Genomic DNA, 22,904 nt, shown 5'->3' with positions numbered 1-22,904 from the left:
GCCCTTCAAGCGCTCGATCTCGACCAGCGCCGGCGGCACCACTTTCTGCATCTCCTCCGCCAGCACATGCCGCTCGACCTGCAATTCGCTCAGCACCACCCGCAACACGCTGGCGAAATCCGGCAGCCCCGGGGTGATGGCCAGGTCAATCAGCTCGACCCCCGGCGGCACTGGCAACCCAGCATCACCGATCACCAGAATATCGCCATGCCCCATGCCGGCAATGGTCCGCGACAGGGCAACGTTCAGCAGCGGGGTTTTCTTCATGGCGCTAGCTCCGCCAGATAAGGAATGGACGGCTGGGCCCCGGCGCGGGTGACCGACAGGGCCGCTGCGCGCTGGCCGAAGGCGATGGCCTCGCCCTCCCCCAGCCCGCGCACCAGGCCAGCGGCAAAGCCGCCGATGAAGGTATCGCCGGCAGCAGTGGTGTCCAGCGGTTGCACCACCGGCGCCGGATAGTGCTGATGGCCTTGGGCGCTCACCCGCAACGCCCCTTGCGCGCCCAAGGTGATGATGACCTTGCCCGCCCCCAGTTGCAGCAAGCGCTCGCCGGCCCGCCGGGCACTGCCCTGGTCGGTGACCGCAATACCGGTCAGGGCCTCGGCCTCACTCTCGTTGGGGGTGAGGTAGTCGATGTGCGCGAACCAGTCCGCGGGCAATGGGCCCGTGGCGGGCGCGGGGTTGAGGATCACGTGCTTGCCCAGCTCACGCCCCCTGGCCAGGGTCCAGGCCACGGTATCCATGGGCACCTCCAGCTGGCAGATGATCACCTCGGCCGCCTGCAGCAACGCATCAAACGCCTTTACCGATTGTGGCGTCAGCAGGCCATTGCCGCCGGGGATGATGACGATGCAGTTCTGACTGGCGGCATCCACGGTAATCAGCGCTATCCCGCTGGACACCCCGGGGCAGGTGCTGACGCCCTGGCAGTCGATACCCTCGACATACAAGGCCCGGTGCAGTTGCCGGCCATAATCATCGTCACCCACGTTGCCGATCATCGCCACGCTGCCGCCCAGCCGCGCCACTGCCACCGCCTGGTTGGCACCTTTGCCGCCCGGCACGGTGAAAAAACTGTCGCCAGGCAGCGTTTCGCCGGCCCGGGGCAGGCGCTGCGCGCGGGCCACCAGGTCCATGTTGAGGCTACCGACCACCACGACCTTGGCATTCATGACATTTCCTTAGCGTTAGCGGTAATCGTTGAACAGGTCCGGGCGCGGCCCGGTGGACTCGCGCAAGACAATGCGCGGGGCAACGATGCGTTGCTCTGCCGCGCCTTGGCGGGGCGTACCGATGCGCGCCAGCAACAGCGACGCGGCGTTTTCGCCAAGCTCGCGAATCGACTGGCCCACCGTGGTCAGCGGTGGGTACACGTAACGGCTCAGTTCGATGTCGTCGAAACCGATCACCGACAACTCGCCAGGTACGTTGATATTGCGTTCGGCCGCCGCACGCAGCACGCCAAAGCCGATCATGTCGTTGCCGGCAAAAATCGCGGTGGGCCGCTCGCCCTCCAGCACCCGGGCTGCCGCTGCATGGCCACCGGGGCTGGTGAAGTCGCAGTGCAGCACGCGGCTGCCCTGTACTTGCACCCCGGCTTCGGCCATGGCCCGGCGAAAACCGCCGAGGCGCAGCTGGGTGACGCCGGTTTCGGCGGGGCCGCCGATGTAGGCGATGTCGCGATGGCCAAGCTCCAGCAGGTGCCGGGTGGCCAGGTAGGCGCCCTGCTCGTGGTCGATGCGCACCAGGTCGGCATCGACGCCTTCCAGTTCACGGTCGACGATCACCATAGGCGTGCGCACGCAGGCCAGGCTTTGCAGCAGGTCGCTGTCCTGGCCCACCGAGGCCACCACCAGGCCGTCGATGCGCTTTTCCAGCAGCACGCGCAGGTAGCTGCGCTGCTTTTGCGGGTTGTCGTCGGAATTGCACAAGATCACGCAGTAGCCGTTGCGTTCGCAGACGTCTTCGATGCCCCGCGCCAGCTCGGCGAAATACGGGTTGACGCTGTTGGGCACCAGCAAGCCGATGGTGGCCGTGCTGCGCGCCTTCAGCGAGCGCGCCACGGCACTGGGCACGTAGTCGAGCTCGACGATGGCGGCTTCTACCTTCAACCGTACCTGCTCGCTGACAGGCCGGGTCTTGTTCAGTACATGGGACACGGTGGTGTAGGAAATACCCGCCAGTGCCGCGACATCTTTGATGGTTGCCATGGTTTCAGTTCCGCCGGGCTGCACGCCGGCTGCGGTAAGTGTCCAGCACCACGGCGATGACGATCACCGCCCCGGTGATGATGCGTTTGGTGGGTTCGCTGGCGCCGATCTGCGCCAGCCCGGCGGCCAGTACAGAAATGATCAGTACGCCAAAAAAGGTGCTGATGACCGAGCCGCGCCCGCCCATCAGGCTGGTGCCGCCAATCACCACGGCGGCGATCACCTGCAGCTCCAGGCCGGCGCCGGCATTGGGGTCTGCCGCTTCCAGCCGCGATATCTGGAACAGCGCGGCCAGGCCGGCGAGCAGGCCCATCAGGGCAAACACCAGCACTTTGTACGGGCGCGGGTCGATGCCAGCCAGGCGCACAGCCTCTTCGTTGGTGCCGATACCGATCAGGTAGCGGCCGAACACGGTGCGGGTCAGCACCAGATGGGCCAGCACGATCACCAGCAAGGCGATGATGAACGCAGGGGAAATACCGAACGCGACCGGGTCGGAGAACCAGGCATAGGCATCGCCGATATAGGCAGTGCGCGAGTCGGTGAACTGGTAGGCCAGGCCACGGGCCATTTCCAGCACGCCGAGCGAAACGATGAATGACGGAATGCGCCAGGCCACGGTGACGGCGCCGGTAATGCTGCCCGCCAGCGCGGCCACGGCCATGCCCAGCAGCGCCGAAGGCAGCACGCCCCAGCCCCAGCCCAGAATCGCCACGCTTACCGCCGAGGCCGCCAGCGCAAGCACCGAACCCACCGACAGGTCGATGCCGCCAATGATCAGCACAAAGGTCATGCCTACCGCCAGCACCATCAGGTCGGGGATCTGGTTGGCCAGGGTGCTGAAGGTGTTGTAGGACCAGAAATGGCTGCTGAGCAACGAGAACAGCACGATCATCGCCAACAAGGCGCCGGCCAGGCCCAGGTAGGTACCCAGGCCATGGTAGCTGCCACTGCGGCGCACGGGGGTAGCGCCCTGGCTGTCAAGCGGGGTGGTTTTCATGCGTCCATCCTGGGGGCTGCATCATGCAGCAGCGCGTCACGTTTCTGATAACCGGCGAAGGCGGCCGCCAGCAGCTGGTCCTGGCTCCAGTGGTCACGGTCGAAGGTGTCGATCAGGCGGCCGGCGGACAGCACGGCGATGCGGTCGCAGATCAGCATCAGCTCGCGCAAGTCGCTGGACACCACTACCAGCGCCTTACCCTGGCGCGCCAATTCAGCCAGCAGGCCATAGATGTCGAACTTGGCTCCGACGTCTATGCCACGGGTGGGCTCGTCGAACAGCAATACCTGGCAGTCGCGCTCCAGCCAGCGGCCGATTACCACCTTCTGCTGGTTGCCGCCAGACAATTCGCCCACCACCTGGTGGGGGCCGGCACTGCGGATGCGCATGGCCTGGATCTGGCGCTCGGCCAGGGCCCGCTCGGCCTCGCCATCGAGTACACCGGCGCGCGACACCGCGCCGAGGTTACCCAAGGCAATATTGGCGCTGATCGACTGGGTCAACAGCAGGCCTTCGCCTTTGCGGTCTTCGGTAATCAAGGCAATACCGGCCCGCACCGCCGCCCTGGGCGAATCGATCTTTACGGCCTGCAGTGGCTGGCCCAGCGCGATGCTGCCGCTGTCGGTACGGTCAGCGCCGTAGATCAGCCGCAGCAGCTCGGTACGGCCGGCGCCGATCAGGCCGGAGATGCCGAAGATCTCCCCTGCCCTGACCTCGAATGACACTTCGCGCACCTTGTCAGCGCGGCTGAGCTTGTCGACCTTCAGCAGCGGCGCGCCGATCTGCCGGCGGCCCAGGTCGATATGCTCGCCCAGTTCGCGGCCGACCATCAGGTTGACCAGCTCGGCGCTGCTGTAGCGCTGGATCGGCTCGTCGCACACCAGCTTGCCGTCGCGCAGCACGACGATGCGCTGGGCCACGCGCTGCAGCTCTTCGAGCCGGTGCGAAATATAGACGATGGCCACCCCGCGCTGGCGCAGCCGTTCGATCTGGGTGAACAGCAGCTCCACCTCGCGCGCGGTGAGCATGGCGGTGGGCTCGTCGAAAATCAGCACATGGCAGTCGCCGATCAGGTTGCGGGCGATTTCGACCATCTGCTGATGGCCGATGCCCAGCTCGCCGACCGGGGTGTCCGGGTCGATGGCGTCGAGGCCGACCTGGGCCATGGCAGCGGTGGCCAGTTGGCGCAGGCGCTTGTGACTGATCCAGCCAAAACGGCTGGGCAGGTTGTCGAGAAACAGGTTCTCGGCCACGGTCAGGGTCGGCAGCAGGTTCAGCTCCTGCATGACCATGCGTATACCCATGCGCTCGGCCTCGCTGCGGCTGCCGGGCGCATAGGCCTGGCCGCGGTAGCGCATGTGGCCGGTGGTGGGGGTTTCCAGACCACTGATCAGCTTGGACAGGGTGCTCTTGCCGGCGCCGTTTTCGCCGGTCAGGGCCAGCACTTCGCCGGCACGCAGGTTCAGGCTGACCTCGCCCAGCACGGGCTGGGCGTAGGTCTTGCCCAGGCCGCTGGCGGCGAGCACCACTTCATTGGCCGATGCCGGCATGGCCGTTTCTCCTGGCAGCGTCAGGGCTTCTTGGTGATGAGTTCGACCGGGGTCTGGATGACATTGTCGGCATCCACATCGGGCTTCTCGCCCTTGACCATTTTCAGCGCGGCCTGAATACCGTAAACGGCCTGCTGACTGGCAGCCTGGTCGAGGGTGGCGAGCACGCGGCCATCGGCAAGCATCGGCTTGATGGCGTTGATGTTGTCGTAGCCCACCACTTGCACCTGCCCGGTCTTGCCGGCGGCGCGCACGGCCGATACGGCGCCCAGGGCCATGCTGTCGTTGCCGGCCAGCAGGGCTTTCAGGTCGGGGTACTCGTTGAGCATGGACGCGGCAACCGCGTTGCCTTTGTCGATTTCCCAGTTGCCGCTCTGCACCGAAACGATCTGCATCTGCGCGGCATCCATGGCGTCCTTGAAGCCGGCGGTGCGCTGCTGGGCGTTGGTGGTGGTCGGCACGCCTTCAATGATGCCCACCTGGTCGCCGGCCTTGAGCTTCTGGCTGGCCAGGTAATCGCCGACCATGCGTGCGCCCTTGCGGTTGTCGGGGCCCACAAAGGGCACGCTGATGCCTTTGCTCTTGAGCAGCTCAGGGTCCAGGCGGTTGTCGATGTTGATCACCACCACGCCCTTGTCCATCGCCTTCTTGACCGCCGATACCAGCGCCTTCGAATCAGCAGGGGCAATAACCAGGGCCTTGGCGCCGGCATTGACCATCTGCTCGACGATGCGGATCTGTTCGCCGGTGTCGGTTTCGTTCTTGATGCCGTTGGCGACTAGCTCGAATTGGTCGGGGTGGGCTTTCTGGTAGTCCTTGGCGCCGTGTTCCATGGTGCGGAAGAATTCGTTTGCCAGCGACTTCATGACCAGGGCGACCTTGGGCGGGTCTTCGGCGTGGGCGGCGGAAAACGGCAGGGTGAGGGACAGCGAGGAAACGACAGCGAGGGCCAGCAGACGACCGGGGAACGGCAGTTTCATGGACGATGACTCCGAATCTTGTTTTTTTATCGGATCGCAAACGTTTGCGTTGACTAACTATGGTAACAGGACCGGGGTTTGTCAATGCCGCTTGGCTATCGTTGGCCAAAACACTGCTGGCCCGATTATCCAGATTTTTTCCGAAAAACCGAACACCTTTTCCTATGCTTGTTCGGAATCTCGAATGGAATGCTTGCCTTTGCAGGCGCGGCCTTGTGTCGCGATGGGCTGCGCAGCAGCCCCAGGATGGATGATTCAGCGAAGAAAGTCGGGGCTGCTACGCAGCCCATCGCGGCACAAGGCCGCTCCTGCAGACAGCACGCTCCGGTGTGGTATGAAAAGTGCCTGAAACACGGGGCGACACAACAAACGTCTCATTAGGAAGAGAGAACAATAACGATGAATGCCGCACTGAAAACCTTCGCCCCCAGCGCACTCGCCCTGCTGCTGATCCTGCCCGCCACCGCCTCGGCCAAAGAAGCCGAAACCCAGCAGAAGCTGGCCAACGTGGTCATCCTCGCCACTGGCGGCACCATTGCCGGTGCTGGCGCCAGCGCCGCCAACAGCGCCACCTACCAGGCCGCCAAGCTGGGCGTCGACAAGCTGATCGCCGGCGTGCCGGAACTGGCCGATATCGCCAACGTCCGCGGCGAGCAGGTGATGCAGATCGCCTCCGAAAGCATAACCAACGAAGACTTGCTGAAACTGGGCAAGCGCGTTGCCGAACTGGCCGATAGCAACGACGTCGACGGTATCGTCATCACCCACGGCACCGACACCCTGGAAGAGACCGCGTTCTTCCTCAACCTGGTGGAAAAGACCGACAAGCCGATCGTGGTCGTCGGTTCGATGCGCCCGGGCACCGCCATGTCCGCAGACGGCATGCTCAACCTGTACAACGCCGTGGCCGTGGCCGGCGACAAGCAGTCGCGTGGCAAGGGCGTGCTGGTGACCATGAACGACGAGATCCAGTCGGGTCGTGATGTCAGCAAATCGGTCAACATCAAGACCGAAGCCTTCAAGAGCGCCTGGGGCCCGATGGGCATGGTAGTGGAAGGCAAGTCCTACTGGTTCCGCCTGCCGGCCAAGCGCCACACGGTCAACTCCGAGTTCGACATCAAGCAGATCAGCAGCCTGCCGCAGGTGGACATCGCCTATGGCTATGGCAACGTCACCGACACCGCCTACAAGGCGCTGGCACAGGGCGGTGCCAAGGCGCTGATCCATGCTGGTACCGGCAACGGTTCGGTGTCGTCGCGGGTGGTGCCGGCGCTGCAGGAGCTGCGCAAGAATGGCGTGCAGATCATCCGTTCGTCCCACGTCAACCAGGGTGGCTTCGTGCTGCGCAACGCCGAGCAGCCCGATGACAAGAACGACTGGGTCGTGGCCCATGACCTGAACCCGCAGAAGGCGCGGATTCTGGCGATGGTGGCGATGACCAAGACCCAGGACAGCAAAGAGCTGCAGCGGATCTTCTGGGAGTATTGATCGCTTAACCCGAGGAAGCCGGGGCACCCTCGTGCCCCGCTTCCCTGGGTCTCACCCCTGCAGGTTCATGACCATTTCATGCCAGGCCATGCCGCCGTGGTCAGAGGGCGAAGGCTGTACGTACTGATAGCCCATCTTGCGGTACAACTCGACGTGCTGTTCCTTGCACATCAGGTGAATGGTCTGCTTGCCCTGCGCCTTCATGCGCTGGATGAATTCATTCATCAGCAACCTGGCGTAGCCTTTGCCCTGTTCTGCCGGGTCGACCACTACCGACATGATCACCACGTTGGGTGCCTGCGGGTCGTGGCCGACCAGTTCCTTGAACGCTTCGTCGGACATCACTACCTGGTGGGCGCAGCCGCTGTTGATGAAGCCGACGATGCCTTGCGAGTCTTCGAGCAGCAGGAAGCCTTGCGGGTACTGGCTGATACGGGTGCGGATCTTTTCCAGGGTGGCGGCTTCGTCACCCTCGTAGGCGCCAATCTCGATGGCGTAGCAGCGCTCGGCGTCTGCCACGACAGGCTGGCGGAATTGCGTGTTGCTCATGGGACAGGCTCCAGAATCAGTTTGATTGTATTATCGCAGTGCATGGCACCGGCTGCGCCGGTGAGCGCTGGCAAGCCAGGCTCCCACCGATACTGCAGATGGCTTGACACCCATGCAGTCGAAGCAGGAGCGGCCTGGGGAATCAAGGTTCGATACGCTTCAGGTCATTCAACAACCCCATCAACTGCTGCAGCTTCTGTTCGTCAAACTGCGCTTGGATCGGCCCGGTGGGGAGTATTCCGGGCCAGCCCCAAAACCTGTCAGCAACACCGTTACCGGAACCGATACTCCAACCCCGCCCCCGCATACCAGGAGCGCCCAGGCGCTGCCTCGTAGTACCGCCCATTGCCGTCGCCGACAATCACCGACCCCACGTACTGCCGGTCAAACAGGTTGTCCAGCCGCACCAGCTGGTGGAACGTCCACGCCCCGACATGCTGCTCGAACCGCGTGCGCCAGTTGAACACGGCATACGCCGGCGCCGCCTTGGCGCTGTTGCTGTCATCCACGTAGACCTTGCTGCGGTACTGGCCTTCAACACCCATGCTGATGGACGCGACGGGCTTCCACAGCAGCTCGCCATACAGGTTGTCGAGCGGCACACCGGGCAACCGGTTACCGCTTTCGATGGTCTGACTGACATCCTCGGCGTAGCGCGCATCGGTGCGGGTGTAGACCAGGGTGGTCTGCCACTGCTCGCTCAGGTCACTCTGCAGGCTCGCCTCAAAACCGCGCCGCACAGTACGCCCGGCATTGCGATAGCTGGTGCGGCCGTCTTTTGAACTGTCGACGACGATTTCGTCATCGGTCCGAATCTCATACACCGCCGCATTCAGCCGCGTGCGTTCGCCAAGCCGGTACTTCACGCCCATTTCATACTGCATGCTGGTGGCAGGTTCGAGGCCGAAGTTGAAGCTTTCGGCGGTACCCGGGGCATAGGCCATCTCGGCCTGCGTGGGGGTTTCGAAGCCTTTGCCAACACTCACGTAGCCACGCAGGTCAGGCGTGAACGCGTACATCACCGACAGCGAAGGCGTGGCCTGCTGGTACTTTTTCGAGCCGCTGGAATCACCGTTGGCCAGGTAATGGTCATCTACCCGAATTTCCATCGTGCTGTAGCGCAGCCCCAGCTCGCTGGTCCAGTTGCCGATTTCCCAGTGGGCCTGAAGGTACGGGTCCAGGCTGGTGGCGGTGTCCTGCTCGTCACGGCGCAGTTCGCCCTTCACGCCTAGCTGATCGCCGCTGAAGTTCTGGTAGCCGCGGCGGTCGTCCTTGCTCTGGTCGTAATCGGCGCCGACGGTAAAGGTGAGGTTGCCCGGCACAGCGGCAACCGGCTGGATCCAGCGCAGGGTGCCACCGTGAAACTGCCGATCAAAATCCACCACCCCGCCACCGCGCTGGCTGTTGGAGGCAACTGTCCTGGGAATGGACAGGTACTGCACCACACTGCGCTGCCCCGCATACAAGTTGAACTGCAGCGTGGCATCGCCGAAATAGCGCTCGTAGTTCATGCCAAGCTGCTGATGATCGATGCTCTTGCGGGTGTTGTAGGTATCCGCCACTGGTGCGCTTGAACGCGGGTCGTGTTTGTAGGCGTCCCAGGTCTGCCCCAGCGGGTCCTGCGTGTTGTTCTGCTCCAGGCTGCTGTAGATCAGCGCCAGGCGCGAGTCATCGTCGGGCTTGAAATTGACCTTGGCGAAGGTCTGATCGCGACGCGCGGCACTGTGGTCGCGGTAGCCATCGGTGTCCATGCGCGATGCATCCAGGACGAAACCGGCGGTGTCGGTACCGCCTTCGGCAGACAGGTGGTTCTTGTTGAAGCCATCGCTGCCGAAGGTGGTTTCGGCGCCGACCCGGGCCGGCCCCTGGCCGTCACGGGTGAACATCTGGATCACCCCACCGGCATTGCTGCCGTACAGCGTCGCGGCAGGGCCGCGCAGCACCTCGATGCGCTCGGCCACGTCCAGGTTGAGCGTGGCCGCCTGCCCCTGGCCATCGGGGGTGCTGGCGGGTATACCGTCGCTCAGCAGCTTGATGCCGCGTACACCGAACGCTGAACGGGCACCGTAGCCGCGCGAGGAAATCTGCAGGTCCTGGGCGTAGTTCTGGCGGTTCTGCACCACCAGCCCCGGCACCTTGGTCAGAACTTCCGACAGGTTGACGCCAAGCTGGCCGTCGGTGCCGTTGGACAGGTCAACGGTATCGACCGAAAACGGCAAGTCGAAGCTGCTGGTGGGCGCATAGGCACCGGTGACCACCATGGGGTCCATGACCACCACATCGGGGGCCCGGGGGGCGGCATGGCCAGCGGCATTCATGCCCCCAGCCAGAAACAGGGCAAGGCCCGTGCGTGCGGGTAAACGAGAAGGGATTTGATACATGCAAAACTTCCTGAAACCCAGGCCGACCCTTTGCAGGTCACGCCCGGGGCAACGCCACCGTGCGGCTGGCACGGTATACGAAAGCAGATAAATGAATTCAAAGGGTGTTGGTAACGCAGGCCTAGATCCTGTTGATGTAACAGTGGCCTTGGGTGCTGACCACCGACAGCCGCTTCTCGATTGCCCTGCCCTGGTAATCCAGCGCAATGCGCACGATCTGCAGCAGCGGCGCGCCTGGCTCCAGACCCAACAACTGGGCCTGATCGGCATCGGCACAGATAGCGAAAATACGCTCATCGGCATGCGCCACCGTTGCCCCGAAGCGCTGCTGATATAGCCGGTAGAGGGTGTTGGGCAGCACTTCCGGCTGGCGCTCCAGGCCGAAGAAACGCTCGGCACACAGGATGATGTCTTCGTAGATGGCTGGCTTGCCGTCCAGTTCGCGGATGCGCGAAATATGGATGACCTTGGCCCCCGGCTGCAGGCCCAGCGCTTGTGCTTCCTGCACGCTGGCCTTGCGTACCTTGCGCCCCAGCACGATCGACACCGGCAGGCAGCGTTCGCCGTCCGGGCGGCAGATATTGAAGAAACGGAACAAGGCATGGTCACCATCATGGGTGGCAACCGACGTTCCCTTGCCCTGCTGGCGTACCACCACATTCTCGGCCACCAGCTCATTGAGCGCCTTGCGCAGCGTGCCGACGCTGACCTGATAAGTGGTCGCCAATGCAGCCTCGCTGGGAATGAACGTGCCAGGTGACCACTCCCCTGACTGGATGCGCTCCATCAGCAAGTCTTTGATCTGCATGTACAGCGGCTGAAAGGTCGGGGCCTTGGGCGGATTTTGCAGGGCGTCGTTCATGGGCATCTGGCGTCGGCAGTTCGTAGAGCTGGAGTATAACCCGAACGAGGGAAAAAGCATCTCGCCTTGACTATCCTACAACCTATGTCCTATACATGACCTACGGCATATGAATGACCGTCACAGGAGAACAACAATGAGCATTGATTTTGTCGTCCACGATGCCGACGACGCTGTCGGCGTCGTCGTAGTCGAAGGCGTGCAGGCGGGCCAGAAGTTGACAGGTTGGGTCATGGACCAGGACCAGACCCTGGAATTCGTGGTGCGTGACGCCATCCCGATCGGCCACAAACTGGCCATTCGTGACCTGCAGGAAGGCGATACCGTGATCAAGTACGGGGTCGATATCGGCCGGGTCGTCAAGCCCATCCGTGAAGGCGAGCACCTCCACGTCCACAACGTCAAAACCAAGAGGTGGTAAGCATGGAACTCAACGGGCGCACTTTCCTGGGCTACCGCCGCGACAATGGCCGTGTGGGCATTCGCAACCACGTGATCATCCTGCCGGTGGACGACATCTCCAATGCCGCTGCCGAAGCGGTGGCCAACAACATCAAGGGCACCCTCGGGCTGCCGCACCCTTATGGTCGGCTGCAGTTCGGCGAGGACCTGGAGTTGCACTTCCGCACCCTGATCGGCACCGGCTGCAACCCCAACGTCGCGGCAGTGGTAGTGATCGGCATCGAGCCAGGCTGGACCCGACGCGTCGTCGAGGGTATCCGAGCCACCGGCAAACCGGTGGAAGGCTTCTGGATCGAGCAGAACGGCGACCACAACACCATCTGCGCCGCCTCGCGCAAGGCCCGCGAGTTCGTGCAGTACGCCACCGAGCTGCGCCGCGAGGCATGCGACATCAGCGAGTTGTGGGTGTCGACCAAGTGTGGCGAGTCCGACACCACTTCCGGCTGTGGCGCCAACCCCACCGTCGGCAACGCTTTCGACAAGCTGTACGCCCAGGGCTGCACCCTGGTGTTTGGCGAAACATCAGAGTTGACTGGCGGCGAACACCTGGTCGCCGAGCGTTGCAGCACCCCGGCGGTGCGGGAGAAATTCCAGTTCATGTTCGACCGCTACAGCGCCATGATCGACCGCTGGAAAACCAGCGACCTGTCCGAGTCGCAACCGACCAAGGGCAACATCGAGGGGGGCCTGACCACCATCGAGGAAAAAGCCTTGGGCAATATCCAGAAGATCGGCCGTAAATGCCGGGTGGACGGTGTGCTGGACAAGGCCGAGGAACCCACCGGGCCGGGCTTGTGGTTCATGGACTCGTCGTCTGCCGCCGCCGAGATGGTGACCTTGTGCGCAGCGTCCGGGTATGTGGCGCATTTCTTCCCAACCGGGCAGGGCAACGTCATCGGCAACCCTATCTTGCCGGTGATCAAGATCTGCGCCAACCCGCGCACCTTCCGTACCATGGGTGAGCATATCGATGTCGATGTATCCGGCCTGCTGCGGCGCGAGATAAACATGGACGATGCGGGCGACCGCCTGCTCGACATGCTGATGCGCACTGCCAACGGGCGCTTCACCGCCGCCGAAGCGCTGGGGCACCGCGAGTTCGTGCTGACCCGGTTGTTCGAAAGCGCCTGACCGGCCACGCCGTTGCCTGCCACGGGCAACGGCGTTGGTTTTTTGCCTGCGTTCAAGAAGTACGTCTCACAACAACCATAAATGGAGACCTTCATGAAACCGCTCCGCCCTGCCCCCACTCCTCCTCCCCCTCCGCTGTTTCTCCCCCAGCCCGCGCAACCACCACGACCGTACTGACCTGCACCGGGCCCTACAAAAATAAAGACCCTGTTCCCTGCCCTGATCAGCGCGATTGGCGTGGGGTATACGCTCATGGAGAAACAACCGTGAAAATTCTCAAGAACCTGTATGTCCAGGTAGTCATCGGCCTGATCGCCGGTATTCTCCTCGGCTACTGCTGGCCCTCGCTCGGGGTCGAGATGAAGCCCCTGGGTGATACCTTCATCCGCCTGATCAAGATGCTCATCACCCTGGTGATCTTCTGCACCGTGGCCATCGGCATCGCGCGCATGGAAAGCCTGAAGGAGCTGGGCAAGGTCGGTTTCAAGACCTTCATGTACTTCGAAGTGGTGACCACCCTGGCGCTGCTGCTGGGCATGATCATCGCCAACCTGGTGCAGCCCGGTGCCGGCATGAACATCGACCCGGCCAGCCTCGACAGTGGCGCCATGTCGCAGTACCTGGACCAGGTACACGCGCAGGAGTCTTCCAGCCTGCTCACCCAGTTGATCCCCAACTCGGTGGTCGGCGCCTTCGCCAGCGGCAACCTGCTGCAGGTATTGTTGTTCTCGGTGCTGTTCGGCGTGGCGTTGTCCGGCATGTCCAGGCGCAGCCGGCTGGCCGCGCGGGTGATCGAACAGTTTGGCGAAACCCTGCTGCGCATCGTCGGCATGATCATGTGGCTGGCTCCGATCGGCGCGTTCGGCGCCATGGCCTTCACCATCGGCAAGTACGGCATCGGTGCACTGCAGCAGATGGGCCTGCTGATTGTCTGCCTGTATGTCACCAGCCTGCTGTTCATCGGGATTGTCCTGGGCTCGATCAGTTTTGCCTGCGGGGTCAATATCTGGTCGCTGCTCAAGTACTTTCGCGAGGAGTTGCTGATCGTGCTGGGCACCTCTACCACCGAGTCGGTGTTGCCCCGGCTGATGCAGAAACTGGAACGGCTGGGTTGCGACAAGTCGGTGGTCGGCCTGGTGCTGCCAACGGGCTACTCGTTCAACCTCGACGGCGCCGCCATCTACCTGACCATGGCCTCGCTGTTCCTGGCCCAGGCGTTGAACATCGATTTGTCGTGGGGCCAGCAACTGAGCCTGCTGGTGATCTTGCTGATCACCTCCAAAGGCGGTGCCGGGGTGGCCGGTGCGGCCCTGATAGTGCTGACAGCGACGCTGGCCAGCCACGACATCATTCCGGTAGCGGCGATTACGCTGATTCTGGGCATTGACCGCATTCTCAATGAAGTACGGGCCCTGACCAACATGATGGGCAATGTGGTCGGCACCCTGGCGATTGCCCGCTGGGAAGGCAAGCTCGACCTCGCCCAGGCCCGCGCTGAACTGGCCGCCCCTGGCCGCTTGCCGACGCTTGATCAAGCCCCCCTGAACCTTTCGCAGAAAAAATCATGACCCCCTGCAAGGAGCCAATTCATGACTGTGCAAATCAGCGTTCGACGTGCCCGTGATCTGGCGGTGCAGGCCCTGCTCGGCGCCGGCATGCCGCAAAGCAGCGCGCAGAGCTGCGCCTATGCCCTGGTGCAGGCCGAATGCGAAGGCCTGCCATCGCATGGCCTGTCGCGCTTGCCGTTCTACCTTGAACAGATGGCCACTGGCAAAGTCGACGCCAAGGCCGTGCCAGATATGTCGGTCGAAGGCGCGGTGGTGCGGGTTGACGCTGGCTTCGGCCTGGCCTTCGCGGCCATCGATGCCGGGCTCGGCCCGGCGATGGCCACGGCACGGCGGCTGGGTATCGCGGCATTGGCCATCAGCCGCTCGCACCATTTCGGTGTGGCCGGGCAACCGGTAGAACGGGCCGCGCGCGAAGGCTTGCTGGCCCTCGCCCTGAGCAATGCGCCAGCGGCAATGGCGCCTTGGGGCGGGCGCACACCGTTGTTCGGCACCAACCCCATCGCCTTCGCCTCGCCCCGTCTGGACGACGCACCTGTTGTCATCGACCTGTCGCTGTCGAAAGTTGCCCGCGGCAAAGTGATGCTGGCAAGGCAGGCCGGCACATCGATCCCGGCCGGTTGGGCCATCGACCAGGCCGGGAACGACACTACCGACCCGGCGGCTGCGCTGGCCGGCAGCATGCTGCCCATGGGCGATGCCAAGGGTGCTGCGCTGGCCTTGATGGTCGAGTTGCTGACGGCTGGCCTGACAGGCAGCCATTTCGGTTTTCAGGCCAGCTCGTTTTTCGATGCCCAAGGCGACGCGCCGGGGGTGGCTCACCTGTTGTTGCTGATCGACCCGCAACGGTTCGGGGTGGGCTACCTGAGCCATGTCGAAGCGTTGTTCGCGGCCATGCTGGAGCAGCCTGGCGTGCGTTTGCCAGGGCAGCGGAGGATGCGCGAGCGGCAGGCCAACAGTGACTTCATCGAAGTGCCGCAGGCGTTGCTGGATACGTTGCAAATGTGCGCCTGAGCTCACCCGCCTGGGGTGCATTGCGCCCCATTCACGCGACAAGCCCGCGCCTGCAACGACCGCACAGGGACGGGCTCATGCTGCCTGTCAGACGTCCGGCAACAACACCAGCTTGCTCGACGCCGTGCGCTGCGCATGCAGGTCGCCGAAGGCCTGCGCGCCCTCGCTCATGCGCCGCGTCTCGACCCAGCCCAGATCACCGAAGGCCCCGTCTTCCAGCGCCTGTACCGTGGCATGCATGTCGGCCATGCTGTAGGTGTAGGTACCCAGCAGCGACACCTCGGCCAGCGTCAGCTTGCGCATGTCGATTTCGCTGGTCCAGTCCTGCAAGCCAATGTGCATGATCACACCGCCCGGCTTTATCGCCTGCAGCGCGGCGTGACGGGTGGCTTTGGCCCCCACCGCATCGATCACGTAGTCGAACGCGTCGACCGGGGTATCCGCTTGCAGCGGGTTGAACACCTCGCAGCCTGCACGCTCGTGGGCAGACTCGCGGCGCAGTGGGTTTACCTCGGCCATGCTCACCCGTCGGCAGCCATAGCTGCGCAACAGCAGGGCAGCCAGCAGCCCCACCGCACCGCCACCGATGACCAGGGTACGCAGCTCGGGCAGTGGCCGCGCCAGCACACGCAATGACAGGTTGATGGCATGCAGGGCAGTGGCCGCAGGCTCGGTGATTGCCGCCTGCACCATCGACAGGCTGTCGGGAATGGGGATCACCGACGCCGCCGGGATCGCCAGGAATTCGGCGAAGGCACCCGGCCGGCTCATGCCGATCATGCTGCGGTTGGCGCACAGGTTGTCGCGCCCGGCACGGCAATATTCGCAGTTGCCGCAGGTAATCAGCGGGTTCGCGGTAACCCGCTGGCCCTCCTGCAGCCGCGGGCTGGCACTTGCCACTACCACGCCTGCCAGTTCGTGGCCCAGCACCAGCCCCGGCTGGCGCCGCGGGTCGTGGCCGTGGAAGGCGTGCAGGTCCGAACCGCAGATACCGGCAGCGGCCACTTTGATGATTACCTCCCCGGCCTGCAGCGTCGGGTAGGGCCGCTCCTGCAACTGCATTTGCATCGGTTGGGTGTAGACAAGCGCTTTCATGGCTGCTCCTTGTTGTTGGGGTCCTGCATCGCTTCAGCGTGCCGGGGCAGGCTGGTAACCCGGCTCGGTCATGCCCTGCGACTGGTGCCGGCCAATCCAGCGGGCGCACCAGGCACTGAGCAAGCCGATGCCAAGCACGTAACTGCACAGCAACCAGGGATCGCCGGCGTTCATGCCCGTCAGCAATGCAGCGATGATGGGTGTCATGCCCCCCGCGAAAACCCCGGCCACCTGGTACACGAACGAAATGCCGGTGTAACGCACCGAGGCGTCAAAGCACTCCGAAAACAACGACGACATGGTGCCGAACACGGCCGCATGGAAGATCCCGAAGGGGATGATGATCGCCAGCCACACCAGCGCCAGTTGCCCGGAAAAGCTGTGCATCACCCAGAACGCCGGGAACACCGACAAGGCCGACAGCAAGGCCCCGGCACCATACACCCGCGCCTTGCCAACACGGTCCGCCACATGGCCCCACAGTGGAATGAAACAACTCATCAGCAAGGCGCTCAGCATGATCCCCACCAAGGCACTGGTGCGCGGCAGGTTCAGCGATTGCGTCAGGTAGTTCAGCGAATAGACCCCGAACACATTGAAGAACACCCCATCGATCATTCGCGCGCCCATGCAGGCGAAAATCATCCGCGGGTAACGCCGCAACATGATCAGGATCGGCAGCGCCTGCCGGGCCGGGGCATCAGCCTGCGGGCGGGTTTGCTTGAAGTCCTGGGTTTCACTGACGTGGGTGCGAATGTAGCTGCCCAGTAGCACGAACACGCCACTGAGCAGGAATGCGCAACGCCAGCCCCAGCTCATGAACTGCTCATCGCTGAGCAACCAGGACAGCAGGCCGATCACCCCCGATGCAATGACCAGGCCCAGCGACATGCCGATCTGCGGCAGGCTGGCGTAGAACCCGCGGCGCGCCGGCGGCGCCGACTCGTAGGTCATCAGCACCGAACCACCCCACTCCCCGCCCAGGCCGATGCCCTGCAGGATGCGGCACACCAGCAGCAGGATGGGCGCCAGCACGCCGACCTGATCGTAGGTCGGGATCAGGCCGATAACGACCGTGGCACCGCCCATCAACGCCAGGGTGATGATGAGCATTTTCTTGCGGCCCAAGGTGTCACCAAAATGGCCGAAGACAATGCCGCCGACCGGCCGCGCGATAAACCCCACGGCGAACACGCCATAGGACAACAGTACCGAGATCAATGGGTCGTCGGCGGGAAAGTACAGCTTGTTCAGTACCAGGCCGGCAACGACCCCATACAGGAAGAAGTCATACCATTCGATCACCGAGCCAAGCACGCTCGAGATCGTGGCACGACGCAGGTTGGATGAGGCAGGCGCAGTGGAAGTCATTGTTGTTATCTCCACGGTCGAACCGGTTGTGGCCGCCTGCTGGGCGGCCTGGTTAATTGGCGGTGTAGCCACCATCGACCATCAACGTCTGGCCGGTGACGTAGCTGCTGGCATTGCTGGCAAAGAACAGCGTGGCACCCACCAGGTCCTCGAGGTTGCCGTTGCGCCCGATGCATGTGCGTTCGGCATGGCGCTGGGCCAATGCCTGGTCGGCGAACACCTGAGCCGTCAAGGCGGTAGGAAAGAACCCCGGGCCGATGGCATTGCAGGTGATGCCGTGACGCGACCAACGTTGGGCGATCGCGCGGGTAAGCTGGACGATGCCGCCTTTACCGGCGCCGTATGGCGCACTGTCGGCGAAGGCGCGGCTGGACTGCAGCGACGCAATGTTGATGATGCGCCCCCAACCGCTGTCGGCCATGCCTGGGGCCAGAGCCTGTGCCAGGAAGAACGGCGCTTTCAAGTGCAGGGCCAACTGCTCATCCCAGGTCTGCGGGCTTACCTGCTCGAAGGGTTCACGGCGATTGACGCCAGCGGCATTGACCAGGATGTCCACCGTGCCGAGTGACCGCGCCGCCGCTTGCAGGTCATCCACGCAGGTCAGGTCGCAGCATCGGTAACTGGCTTCGATATCGGCCTGTTGCAAGTGCGCAACCTGCTGCTGCAAGGCTGCTTCGCTACGCGCCATCAACACCACACGGGCGCCCGCAGACCCCAGTGCCTGGGCCATCAGCGCGCCGATGCCGCTACCGCCCCCGGTCACCAGCGCGGTGCGGCCTTGCAGGTCAAACAGTACTGCCGGGTTCATGCATCACTCCTGTCGCCCGGGCCAGCGCCCGAGCGGGTATGGGTAGATGAGCAGGGACGATTGCTTCAGCGGGTAACCGGCTCACCGCAATCGAAGCCTTCGCCGGGGAAGTACTTGGCCAGGCGGTCATCGGCCGTGCGCGCATGGGCCTCCATGCCCTCCAGGCGCGAGATGCGCGCCGTCACCTGGCCGATCTGGCGCACAGCACTGCGGGGCATGCGTTGCCAGGTCAAGGTCTTGAGGAACTTGTGCACCGACAATCCTCCCGAGTAGCGGGCTGCACCTTTGGTCGGCAGCACATGGTTGGGCCCGCTGCATTTGTCACCGAAGGCCACCGTGGTTTCTTCACCGAGGAACAGCGAGCCATAGCAGGTCAGGTTGTCCAGCCACCAGCCAAGGTCGTGCGCGTGCACTTCCAGGTGTTCGCTGGCATAACGGTCGGACACCTCTACCACCTCGTCACGGCTGTCGCACAGAATCACTTCGCCATAGTCGCGCCAGGCGCAGAACGCCGCATCGCGGGCTACCGGCGGCAGGGCTTCGATCAGCTCCGGTATCTTGGCCATCACCGCCTGGGCGAGGCTGCGCGAAGTGGTGAACAACCAGGCCGGCGACTCGTGACCATGCTCGGCCTGGCCCACCAGGTCACTGGCCACGATAGCCGCATCGGCGCTGTCATCGGCGATGACCGCCACCTCCGAAGGCCCGGCGAACACATCGATGCCCACCTTGCCGAACAGGGCGCGCTTGGCCTCGGCGACAAATTTGTTGCCGGGCCCCACCACGACATCGGCGGGCTTGCCGCTGAACAGGCCGTAAGCCATGGTGGCAATGGCCTGCACCCCACCCAGGGTCATGATCAGGTCGGCACCGGCCGACTTGAAGGCATACAGCACATAGGGGTGGATGCTTTCTCCCAGAAACGGGCTGGAACATGCCAGCACCGTCCTTACCCCGGCGGCCTTGGCCGTGGCCACCCCCATGTAGGCCGAAGCGATATGCGCGTAACGCCCTGCCGGTGCGTAGCAGCCCACCACATTCACCGGGATCACCCGCTGCCCGGCAATTACTCCGGATGGCAGGGTCACTTCAAGGTCTTCGATGGAGCGTCGCTGGGCGCAGGCAAATTCATACACTTGGCGCGCGGCGAAATCGATGTCGTCACGAACACGTTTGGGCACCTGCGCAGTTCGCCGGTCGATCTCGGCATCGCTGAGCACGATATCGCCCTGCCACTTGTCGAGCGTGCGGGCATAGTCGCGCACCGCGTCCTCGCCGCGCCGCTGGATGTCTTCGAGCATTTCGGTTACCACTCGCTGTGCTTCGGCTGTGTTGGCGTCGGCAGATTTGCTGGCCTGCTTGAGGTAAGTGATGGTCATGGTGTCTCCGGCAAATGTTCTTGCAAAGAAATGAAAGCGCTTTCATTCAACGTAGCCTCTGCTCCGCCAAGATCAAGAACATTGGGAAAAAAGTGCCGAATGGTTGTATTGTCAGGTACCGCTCACTTACCAGACCGCCATGAATTCACGCCCCCGCCTGCATGATGTAGCCGCCCTGGCCGGTGTCTCCCCCGCCACGGTTTCCCGCGCGCTGTCCAACCCGCAGCTGGTGCGTGCCGACACCCGGGAAAAAATCCAGCACGCAATCGAGCGCCTTGGCTACCTGCCCGACGGCTCGGCCCGGGCATTGGCCTCGGGGCGTGCACGGATCATCGGCGCTATCATGCCCACGCTCGACAACGCCATTTTCGCCCGTGCAGTGCAAGGCCTGCAGACCACCCTGGCCAACGAGGGTTACCAGTTGCTGCTGGCAACCCACGAATACAACCCCAACGCCGAGCTGGAGCTGGTGCGGGCCCTGCTTGGCCAGGCAATCGATGGCCTGGTGCTGGTGGGTGCGGACCATCCCCAGCCGGTGTGGGAGATGGTGCGTGCGCATGACGTACGCCTGCTGGTGACCTGGGCCAGCCACCCTACCCAGCCGTCGCTGGCCTTCGACAACTACCGTATCGGCCAGCTGGCTGCCGAGCACCTGTTACGCCTCGGCCATCGGCAGATGGGCGTGATCTCGGGTTTCTTTCGCCATAACGATCGGGCCCGCGCGCGCCTGGCCGGGTTCCGCGAAACCTTGGCCGTTGCCGGTTGCACCCTGCCGGACGGCAACATCGTCGAGCAGCCGTTCGGCTTCGAAGGCGGCCGTGCCGGGCTCAACCAGCTGCTGCGCCTGAACCAGCGTCCGACGGCGGTGTTCTGCGGCAATGATGTGCTCAGCGTGGGCTGCCTGTTCGAAGCCCAGGCTTTGGGGCTTGAGGTCCCGGCGGACCTGTCCATTGTCGGGTGCGACAACCTGCCCCTCACCGCACAGGTCACCCCGGGAGTGACGACCGTGTTACTGCCTACCTACGAGCTTGGCCAGCGTGCCGCCAGTACCTTGTTACAGTGGATCCGCAGCGGTCAGGCTCCGCAAAGCGAGTGCCTGCCGGTCGAGCTGATCGTGCGCGGCACCACCGCCGCGCCGCGCTGAACACTGAGGCTCGCCAGCGCCACACACACTTGCCTGCCAGGATCATGGTCGGGTCCATGGCAATCCGCTTTTTTGCTCGCTGCTGAATCAGAACCCGACGATGAGGAACCCTGTGGAATACGCGGGATACAGCCGCCCACGGTCCGGCCCAGGCTTGAGCAAGGTTTTCGCCTGACAGGCTGTTGCGAAATTACTTACAGTGAAATACTGTATGCGCATACAGCAAAACAAGGAAATGCCTGTGTCCAGGACCGCCTCTGCCACCCCAAGCAGCTATGAACAGCTGGGTGTACGCATCCAGAAGATCATCAACAGCCCCACCGCCCAGCGCAGCCGTGCGGCGCTGATCTATCGCCTGGAACAGGAAACCCCGGAAGACTGGGAAACCCTGCTCGAGGAGATTGCCGAAAACGACAATGTCACCCTCGCCCACCGCGATGATGGCGGCGTGCAGATCTTCTGGACCGTGCCAAAGGAAGACTGACCACGCATGAGAGTTTCGTTTTTCGCGGCAGCCTGCCTGTTATTGATCACCCCATTTGTGCAAGCCGACGCGCCGCGCACCTTCCAGGAGGCGAAGAAGGTCGCCTGGAAGTTGTACGCGCCACAATCGACCGAGTTCTATTGCGGCTGCAAGTACAAGGGCAACAAGGTCGACCTGGCGTCGTGCGGCTACACCCCGCGCAAGAATGCCCAGCGCGCAGCGCGCATCGAGTGGGAGCACATCGTGCCGGCCTGGCAGATCGGCCACCAGCGCCAGTGCTGGCAGAACGGTGGGCGCAAGCAGTGTTCGCAGCATGACGAGGCGTACAAGCGCGCCGAGGCCGACCTGCACAACCTGGTGCCCAGCATCGGCGAGGTCAACGGCGACCGCAGCAACTACAGTTTCGGCTGGTTGCCCGAACAGCGCGGGCAATATGGCAGCTGCCTGACCCAGGTCGACTTCAAGGCGAAGAAAGTCATGCCGCGCCCGTCTATCCGCGGCATGATCGCGCGCACCTATTTCTACATGAGCAAGCAATACAACCTGCGCCTGTCCAGACAGGACCGCCAGCTGTTCGAAGCCTGGAACAAGACCTACCCGCCGCAAGCCTGGGAGCAGCAACGCAACCAGCGAGTGGCCTGCCTGATGGGGCGTGGCAATGAGTTTGTCGGGCCGGTCAACCTCAATGCCTGCAGCTGAGCATCACGCCAATGCCTGCAGATAGGCACTGGCTTGGCGGTAACGGGTCAGCCGCGCCAGGTCGTCAAGGCCTGGGGAAGCGATGCGCGAAAGATCACTGTTGTCCGCCAGGTCGGCCAGTTTGACGCTGCGCGCCAACGGGTCATCGCCCAGGCGCACCACGAAGTCCTGGTAAGCTTCGCCCTCGCGGCGGCTAAGCGCCAGCAAGGCGGCAAGGATCTTCAGCGCAAAGCCCTCGCGGGCCAGGTCGGACAAGGTCAGCGGCGTGTCTTCGATCACGTCGTGAAGCACCGCGACAATCCGTTGTTCAGGTGTGGCAACCCGCATCATCACGCGTAGCGGGTGGAGGATATAAGCCGCCCCACCCTTGTCGTATTGCCCTTCATGCGCCCTGGCAGCCACGGCAATGGCCCGCTCCAGTGTAGACATGAGGCCCTCCCCGTTCAGCATCTCCCAACCCAAGCATAGCCAAACTTGTGTGAAAAATGTCGCAAGCACTGGCTGCGGTCAGGACCAGCGGCTGGCCAACATCCCTTCAGCCGTCGAACCGCCGCGAAAGGGCCGGGCCTGCAGGCCAATATCCCCCGGCCATTCACCGTCGCAGCCGCCGTCGCATTAGCGGGTGAACCTGCAGACTATCTACATTGATCGTGAAATCAGCGTGCCACGCCGTGCTGGATGACCACCGAGTCGGTGCCCAGTTTGGCCATTACCTCGTCCCTGCGCGCCTGC

The 22,904-nt window shown here is 63.5% G+C and carries 22 protein-coding genes and 1 pseudogene; 8 read left to right on the top strand and 15 right to left on the bottom strand.

The features are described 5' to 3' along the window. From rbsD to HP547_RS11975, 6 genes are all read right to left on the bottom strand, one after another. Nucleotides 1–267, bottom strand: a 267-nt coding sequence (gene rbsD, locus HP547_RS12000; RefSeq protein WP_172286387.1) for a D-ribose pyranase, incomplete at its 3' end; no start/stop codon positions are given. Then, the gene (rbsK, locus tag HP547_RS11995) at nucleotides 264–1,172 is read right to left on the bottom strand and encodes a ribokinase (RefSeq protein WP_172286386.1); all 909 of its coding nucleotides are present in this window, start codon (nucleotides 1,170–1,172) and stop codon (nucleotides 264–266) included. The genes rbsD and rbsK, both read right to left, overlap by 4 nt. Nucleotides 1,173–1,187: 15 nt before the next feature. Continuing rightward, entirely contained in the window at nucleotides 1,188–2,210 is a 1,023-nt protein-coding gene (locus HP547_RS11990) for a LacI family DNA-binding transcriptional regulator (protein WP_172225339.1), read from the bottom strand. Nucleotides 2,211–2,214: 4 nt separating this feature from the next. After that, nucleotides 2,215–3,210 (bottom strand): ABC transporter permease, encoded by a 996-nt coding sequence (locus HP547_RS11985; RefSeq protein WP_172225341.1) that lies wholly within the window; start codon nucleotides 3,208–3,210, stop codon nucleotides 2,215–2,217. Beyond that, a complete protein-coding gene (locus tag HP547_RS11980) occupies nucleotides 3,207–4,760 on the bottom strand; it encodes a sugar ABC transporter ATP-binding protein (protein WP_172286385.1) in 1,554 nt (517 codons plus the stop codon). The genes HP547_RS11985 and HP547_RS11980 overlap by 4 nt, the downstream gene beginning before the upstream one ends. A gap of 20 nt (nucleotides 4,761–4,780) precedes the next feature. Then, nucleotides 4,781–5,740 (bottom strand): sugar ABC transporter substrate-binding protein, encoded by a 960-nt coding sequence (locus HP547_RS11975; protein WP_172286384.1) that lies wholly within the window; start codon nucleotides 5,738–5,740, stop codon nucleotides 4,781–4,783. A 399-nt stretch (nucleotides 5,741–6,139) separates the two neighbouring features. On the opposite strand from HP547_RS11975, the gene HP547_RS11970 reads away from it, so the two are divergent. Next, entirely contained in the window at nucleotides 6,140–7,228 is a 1,089-nt protein-coding gene (locus HP547_RS11970; RefSeq protein ID WP_172225350.1) for an asparaginase, read from the top strand. A 51-nt stretch (nucleotides 7,229–7,279) separates the two neighbouring features. Here the strand turns inward: HP547_RS11970 and HP547_RS11965 are convergent, their stop codons facing one another. The 3 genes from HP547_RS11965 to HP547_RS11955 all read right to left on the bottom strand — a co-directional run bounded on the left by HP547_RS11965 (nucleotide 7,280) and on the right by HP547_RS11955 (nucleotide 11,020). Then, complete coding sequence (locus tag HP547_RS11965) at nucleotides 7,280–7,777, bottom strand: GNAT family N-acetyltransferase (protein WP_172286383.1); 498 nt, start codon at nucleotides 7,775–7,777, stop codon at nucleotides 7,280–7,282. Between the two features lie 272 nt (nucleotides 7,778–8,049). Beyond that, entirely contained in the window at nucleotides 8,050–10,149 is a 2,100-nt protein-coding gene (locus HP547_RS11960) for a TonB-dependent receptor family protein (RefSeq protein WP_372242892.1), read from the bottom strand. Between the two features lie 130 nt (nucleotides 10,150–10,279). Continuing rightward, a complete protein-coding gene (locus HP547_RS11955) occupies nucleotides 10,280–11,020 on the bottom strand; it encodes a GntR family transcriptional regulator (protein ID WP_218583479.1) in 741 nt (246 codons plus the stop codon). Between the two features lie 136 nt (nucleotides 11,021–11,156). On the opposite strand from HP547_RS11955, the gene HP547_RS11950 reads away from it, so the two are divergent. The 4 genes from HP547_RS11950 to HP547_RS11935 all read left to right on the top strand — a co-directional run bounded on the left by HP547_RS11950 (nucleotide 11,157) and on the right by HP547_RS11935 (nucleotide 15,192). After that, a complete protein-coding gene (locus HP547_RS11950; protein WP_172225359.1) occupies nucleotides 11,157–11,441 on the top strand; it encodes a UxaA family hydrolase in 285 nt (94 codons plus the stop codon). A 2-nt stretch (nucleotides 11,442–11,443) separates the two neighbouring features. Then, nucleotides 11,444–12,613, top strand: a complete 1,170-nt coding sequence (locus HP547_RS11945) for a UxaA family hydrolase (RefSeq protein WP_172225362.1) — start codon at nucleotides 11,444–11,446, stop codon at nucleotides 12,611–12,613. A 266-nt stretch (nucleotides 12,614–12,879) separates the two neighbouring features. Then, complete coding sequence (dctA, locus tag HP547_RS11940) at nucleotides 12,880–14,181, top strand: C4-dicarboxylate transporter DctA (RefSeq protein WP_172286381.1); 1,302 nt, start codon at nucleotides 12,880–12,882, stop codon at nucleotides 14,179–14,181. 21 nt (nucleotides 14,182–14,202) lie between these two features. Then, entirely contained in the window at nucleotides 14,203–15,192 is a 990-nt protein-coding gene (locus HP547_RS11935) for an Ldh family oxidoreductase (RefSeq protein WP_172286380.1), read from the top strand. 87 nt (nucleotides 15,193–15,279) lie between these two features. On the opposite strand, the gene HP547_RS11930 is transcribed toward HP547_RS11935, so the two are convergent. The 4 genes from HP547_RS11930 to hisD all read right to left on the bottom strand — a co-directional run bounded on the left by HP547_RS11930 (nucleotide 15,280) and on the right by hisD (nucleotide 19,845). After that, on the bottom strand, nucleotides 15,280–16,287 hold the full coding sequence (locus tag HP547_RS11930; protein WP_172286379.1) for an alcohol dehydrogenase catalytic domain-containing protein: 1,008 nt from the start codon (nucleotides 16,285–16,287) through the stop codon (nucleotides 15,280–15,282). 33 nt (nucleotides 16,288–16,320) lie between these two features. Further along, nucleotides 16,321–17,658 (bottom strand): MFS transporter, encoded by a 1,338-nt coding sequence (locus tag HP547_RS11925; protein WP_172231608.1) that lies wholly within the window; start codon nucleotides 17,656–17,658, stop codon nucleotides 16,321–16,323. Nucleotides 17,659–17,710: 52 nt separating this feature from the next. Then, complete coding sequence (locus HP547_RS11920) at nucleotides 17,711–18,466, bottom strand: SDR family NAD(P)-dependent oxidoreductase (RefSeq protein WP_172286378.1); 756 nt, start codon at nucleotides 18,464–18,466, stop codon at nucleotides 17,711–17,713. A 65-nt stretch (nucleotides 18,467–18,531) separates the two neighbouring features. Continuing rightward, on the bottom strand, nucleotides 18,532–19,845 hold the full coding sequence (hisD, locus tag HP547_RS11915; protein WP_172286377.1) for a histidinol dehydrogenase: 1,314 nt from the start codon (nucleotides 19,843–19,845) through the stop codon (nucleotides 18,532–18,534). 139 nt (nucleotides 19,846–19,984) lie between these two features. Here hisD and HP547_RS11910 point away from each other — a divergent pair, with 139 nt between their 5' ends. The 3 genes from HP547_RS11910 (at nucleotide 19,985) to HP547_RS11900 (ending at nucleotide 22,172) form a co-directional block, all read left to right on the top strand. Beyond that, nucleotides 19,985–20,989, top strand: a complete 1,005-nt coding sequence (locus HP547_RS11910) for a LacI family DNA-binding transcriptional regulator (protein ID WP_172286376.1) — start codon at nucleotides 19,985–19,987, stop codon at nucleotides 20,987–20,989. Nucleotides 20,990–21,230: 241 nt separating this feature from the next. Further along, nucleotides 21,231–21,473: a DUF1654 domain-containing protein gene (locus HP547_RS11905; RefSeq protein WP_172230726.1), complete on the top strand. Its 243-nt coding sequence runs from the start codon at nucleotides 21,231–21,233 to the stop codon at nucleotides 21,471–21,473. A 6-nt stretch (nucleotides 21,474–21,479) separates the two neighbouring features. Continuing rightward, a complete protein-coding gene (locus tag HP547_RS11900; RefSeq protein ID WP_172230723.1) occupies nucleotides 21,480–22,172 on the top strand; it encodes an endonuclease in 693 nt (230 codons plus the stop codon). Nucleotides 22,173–22,175: 3 nt separating this feature from the next. Here the strand turns inward: HP547_RS11900 and HP547_RS11895 are convergent, their stop codons facing one another. Together HP547_RS11895 and HP547_RS11890 are read right to left on the bottom strand one after the other, a co-directional pair. Beyond that, complete coding sequence (locus HP547_RS11895; RefSeq protein ID WP_172230720.1) at nucleotides 22,176–22,601, bottom strand: GTP pyrophosphokinase; 426 nt, start codon at nucleotides 22,599–22,601, stop codon at nucleotides 22,176–22,178. Between the two features lie 227 nt (nucleotides 22,602–22,828). After that, nucleotides 22,829–22,904: pseudogene (locus HP547_RS11890) on the bottom strand (SPOR domain-containing protein); the annotation flags it as partial.

It is taken from the genome of Pseudomonas sp. CM27, from assembly GCF_013179515.1.
GTDB lineage: Bacteria > Pseudomonadota > Gammaproteobacteria > Pseudomonadales > Pseudomonadaceae > Aquipseudomonas.
The sequence above is the reverse complement of the archived record's forward strand: the minus strand, read 5'-3'. Positions and strand labels throughout refer to the sequence as shown.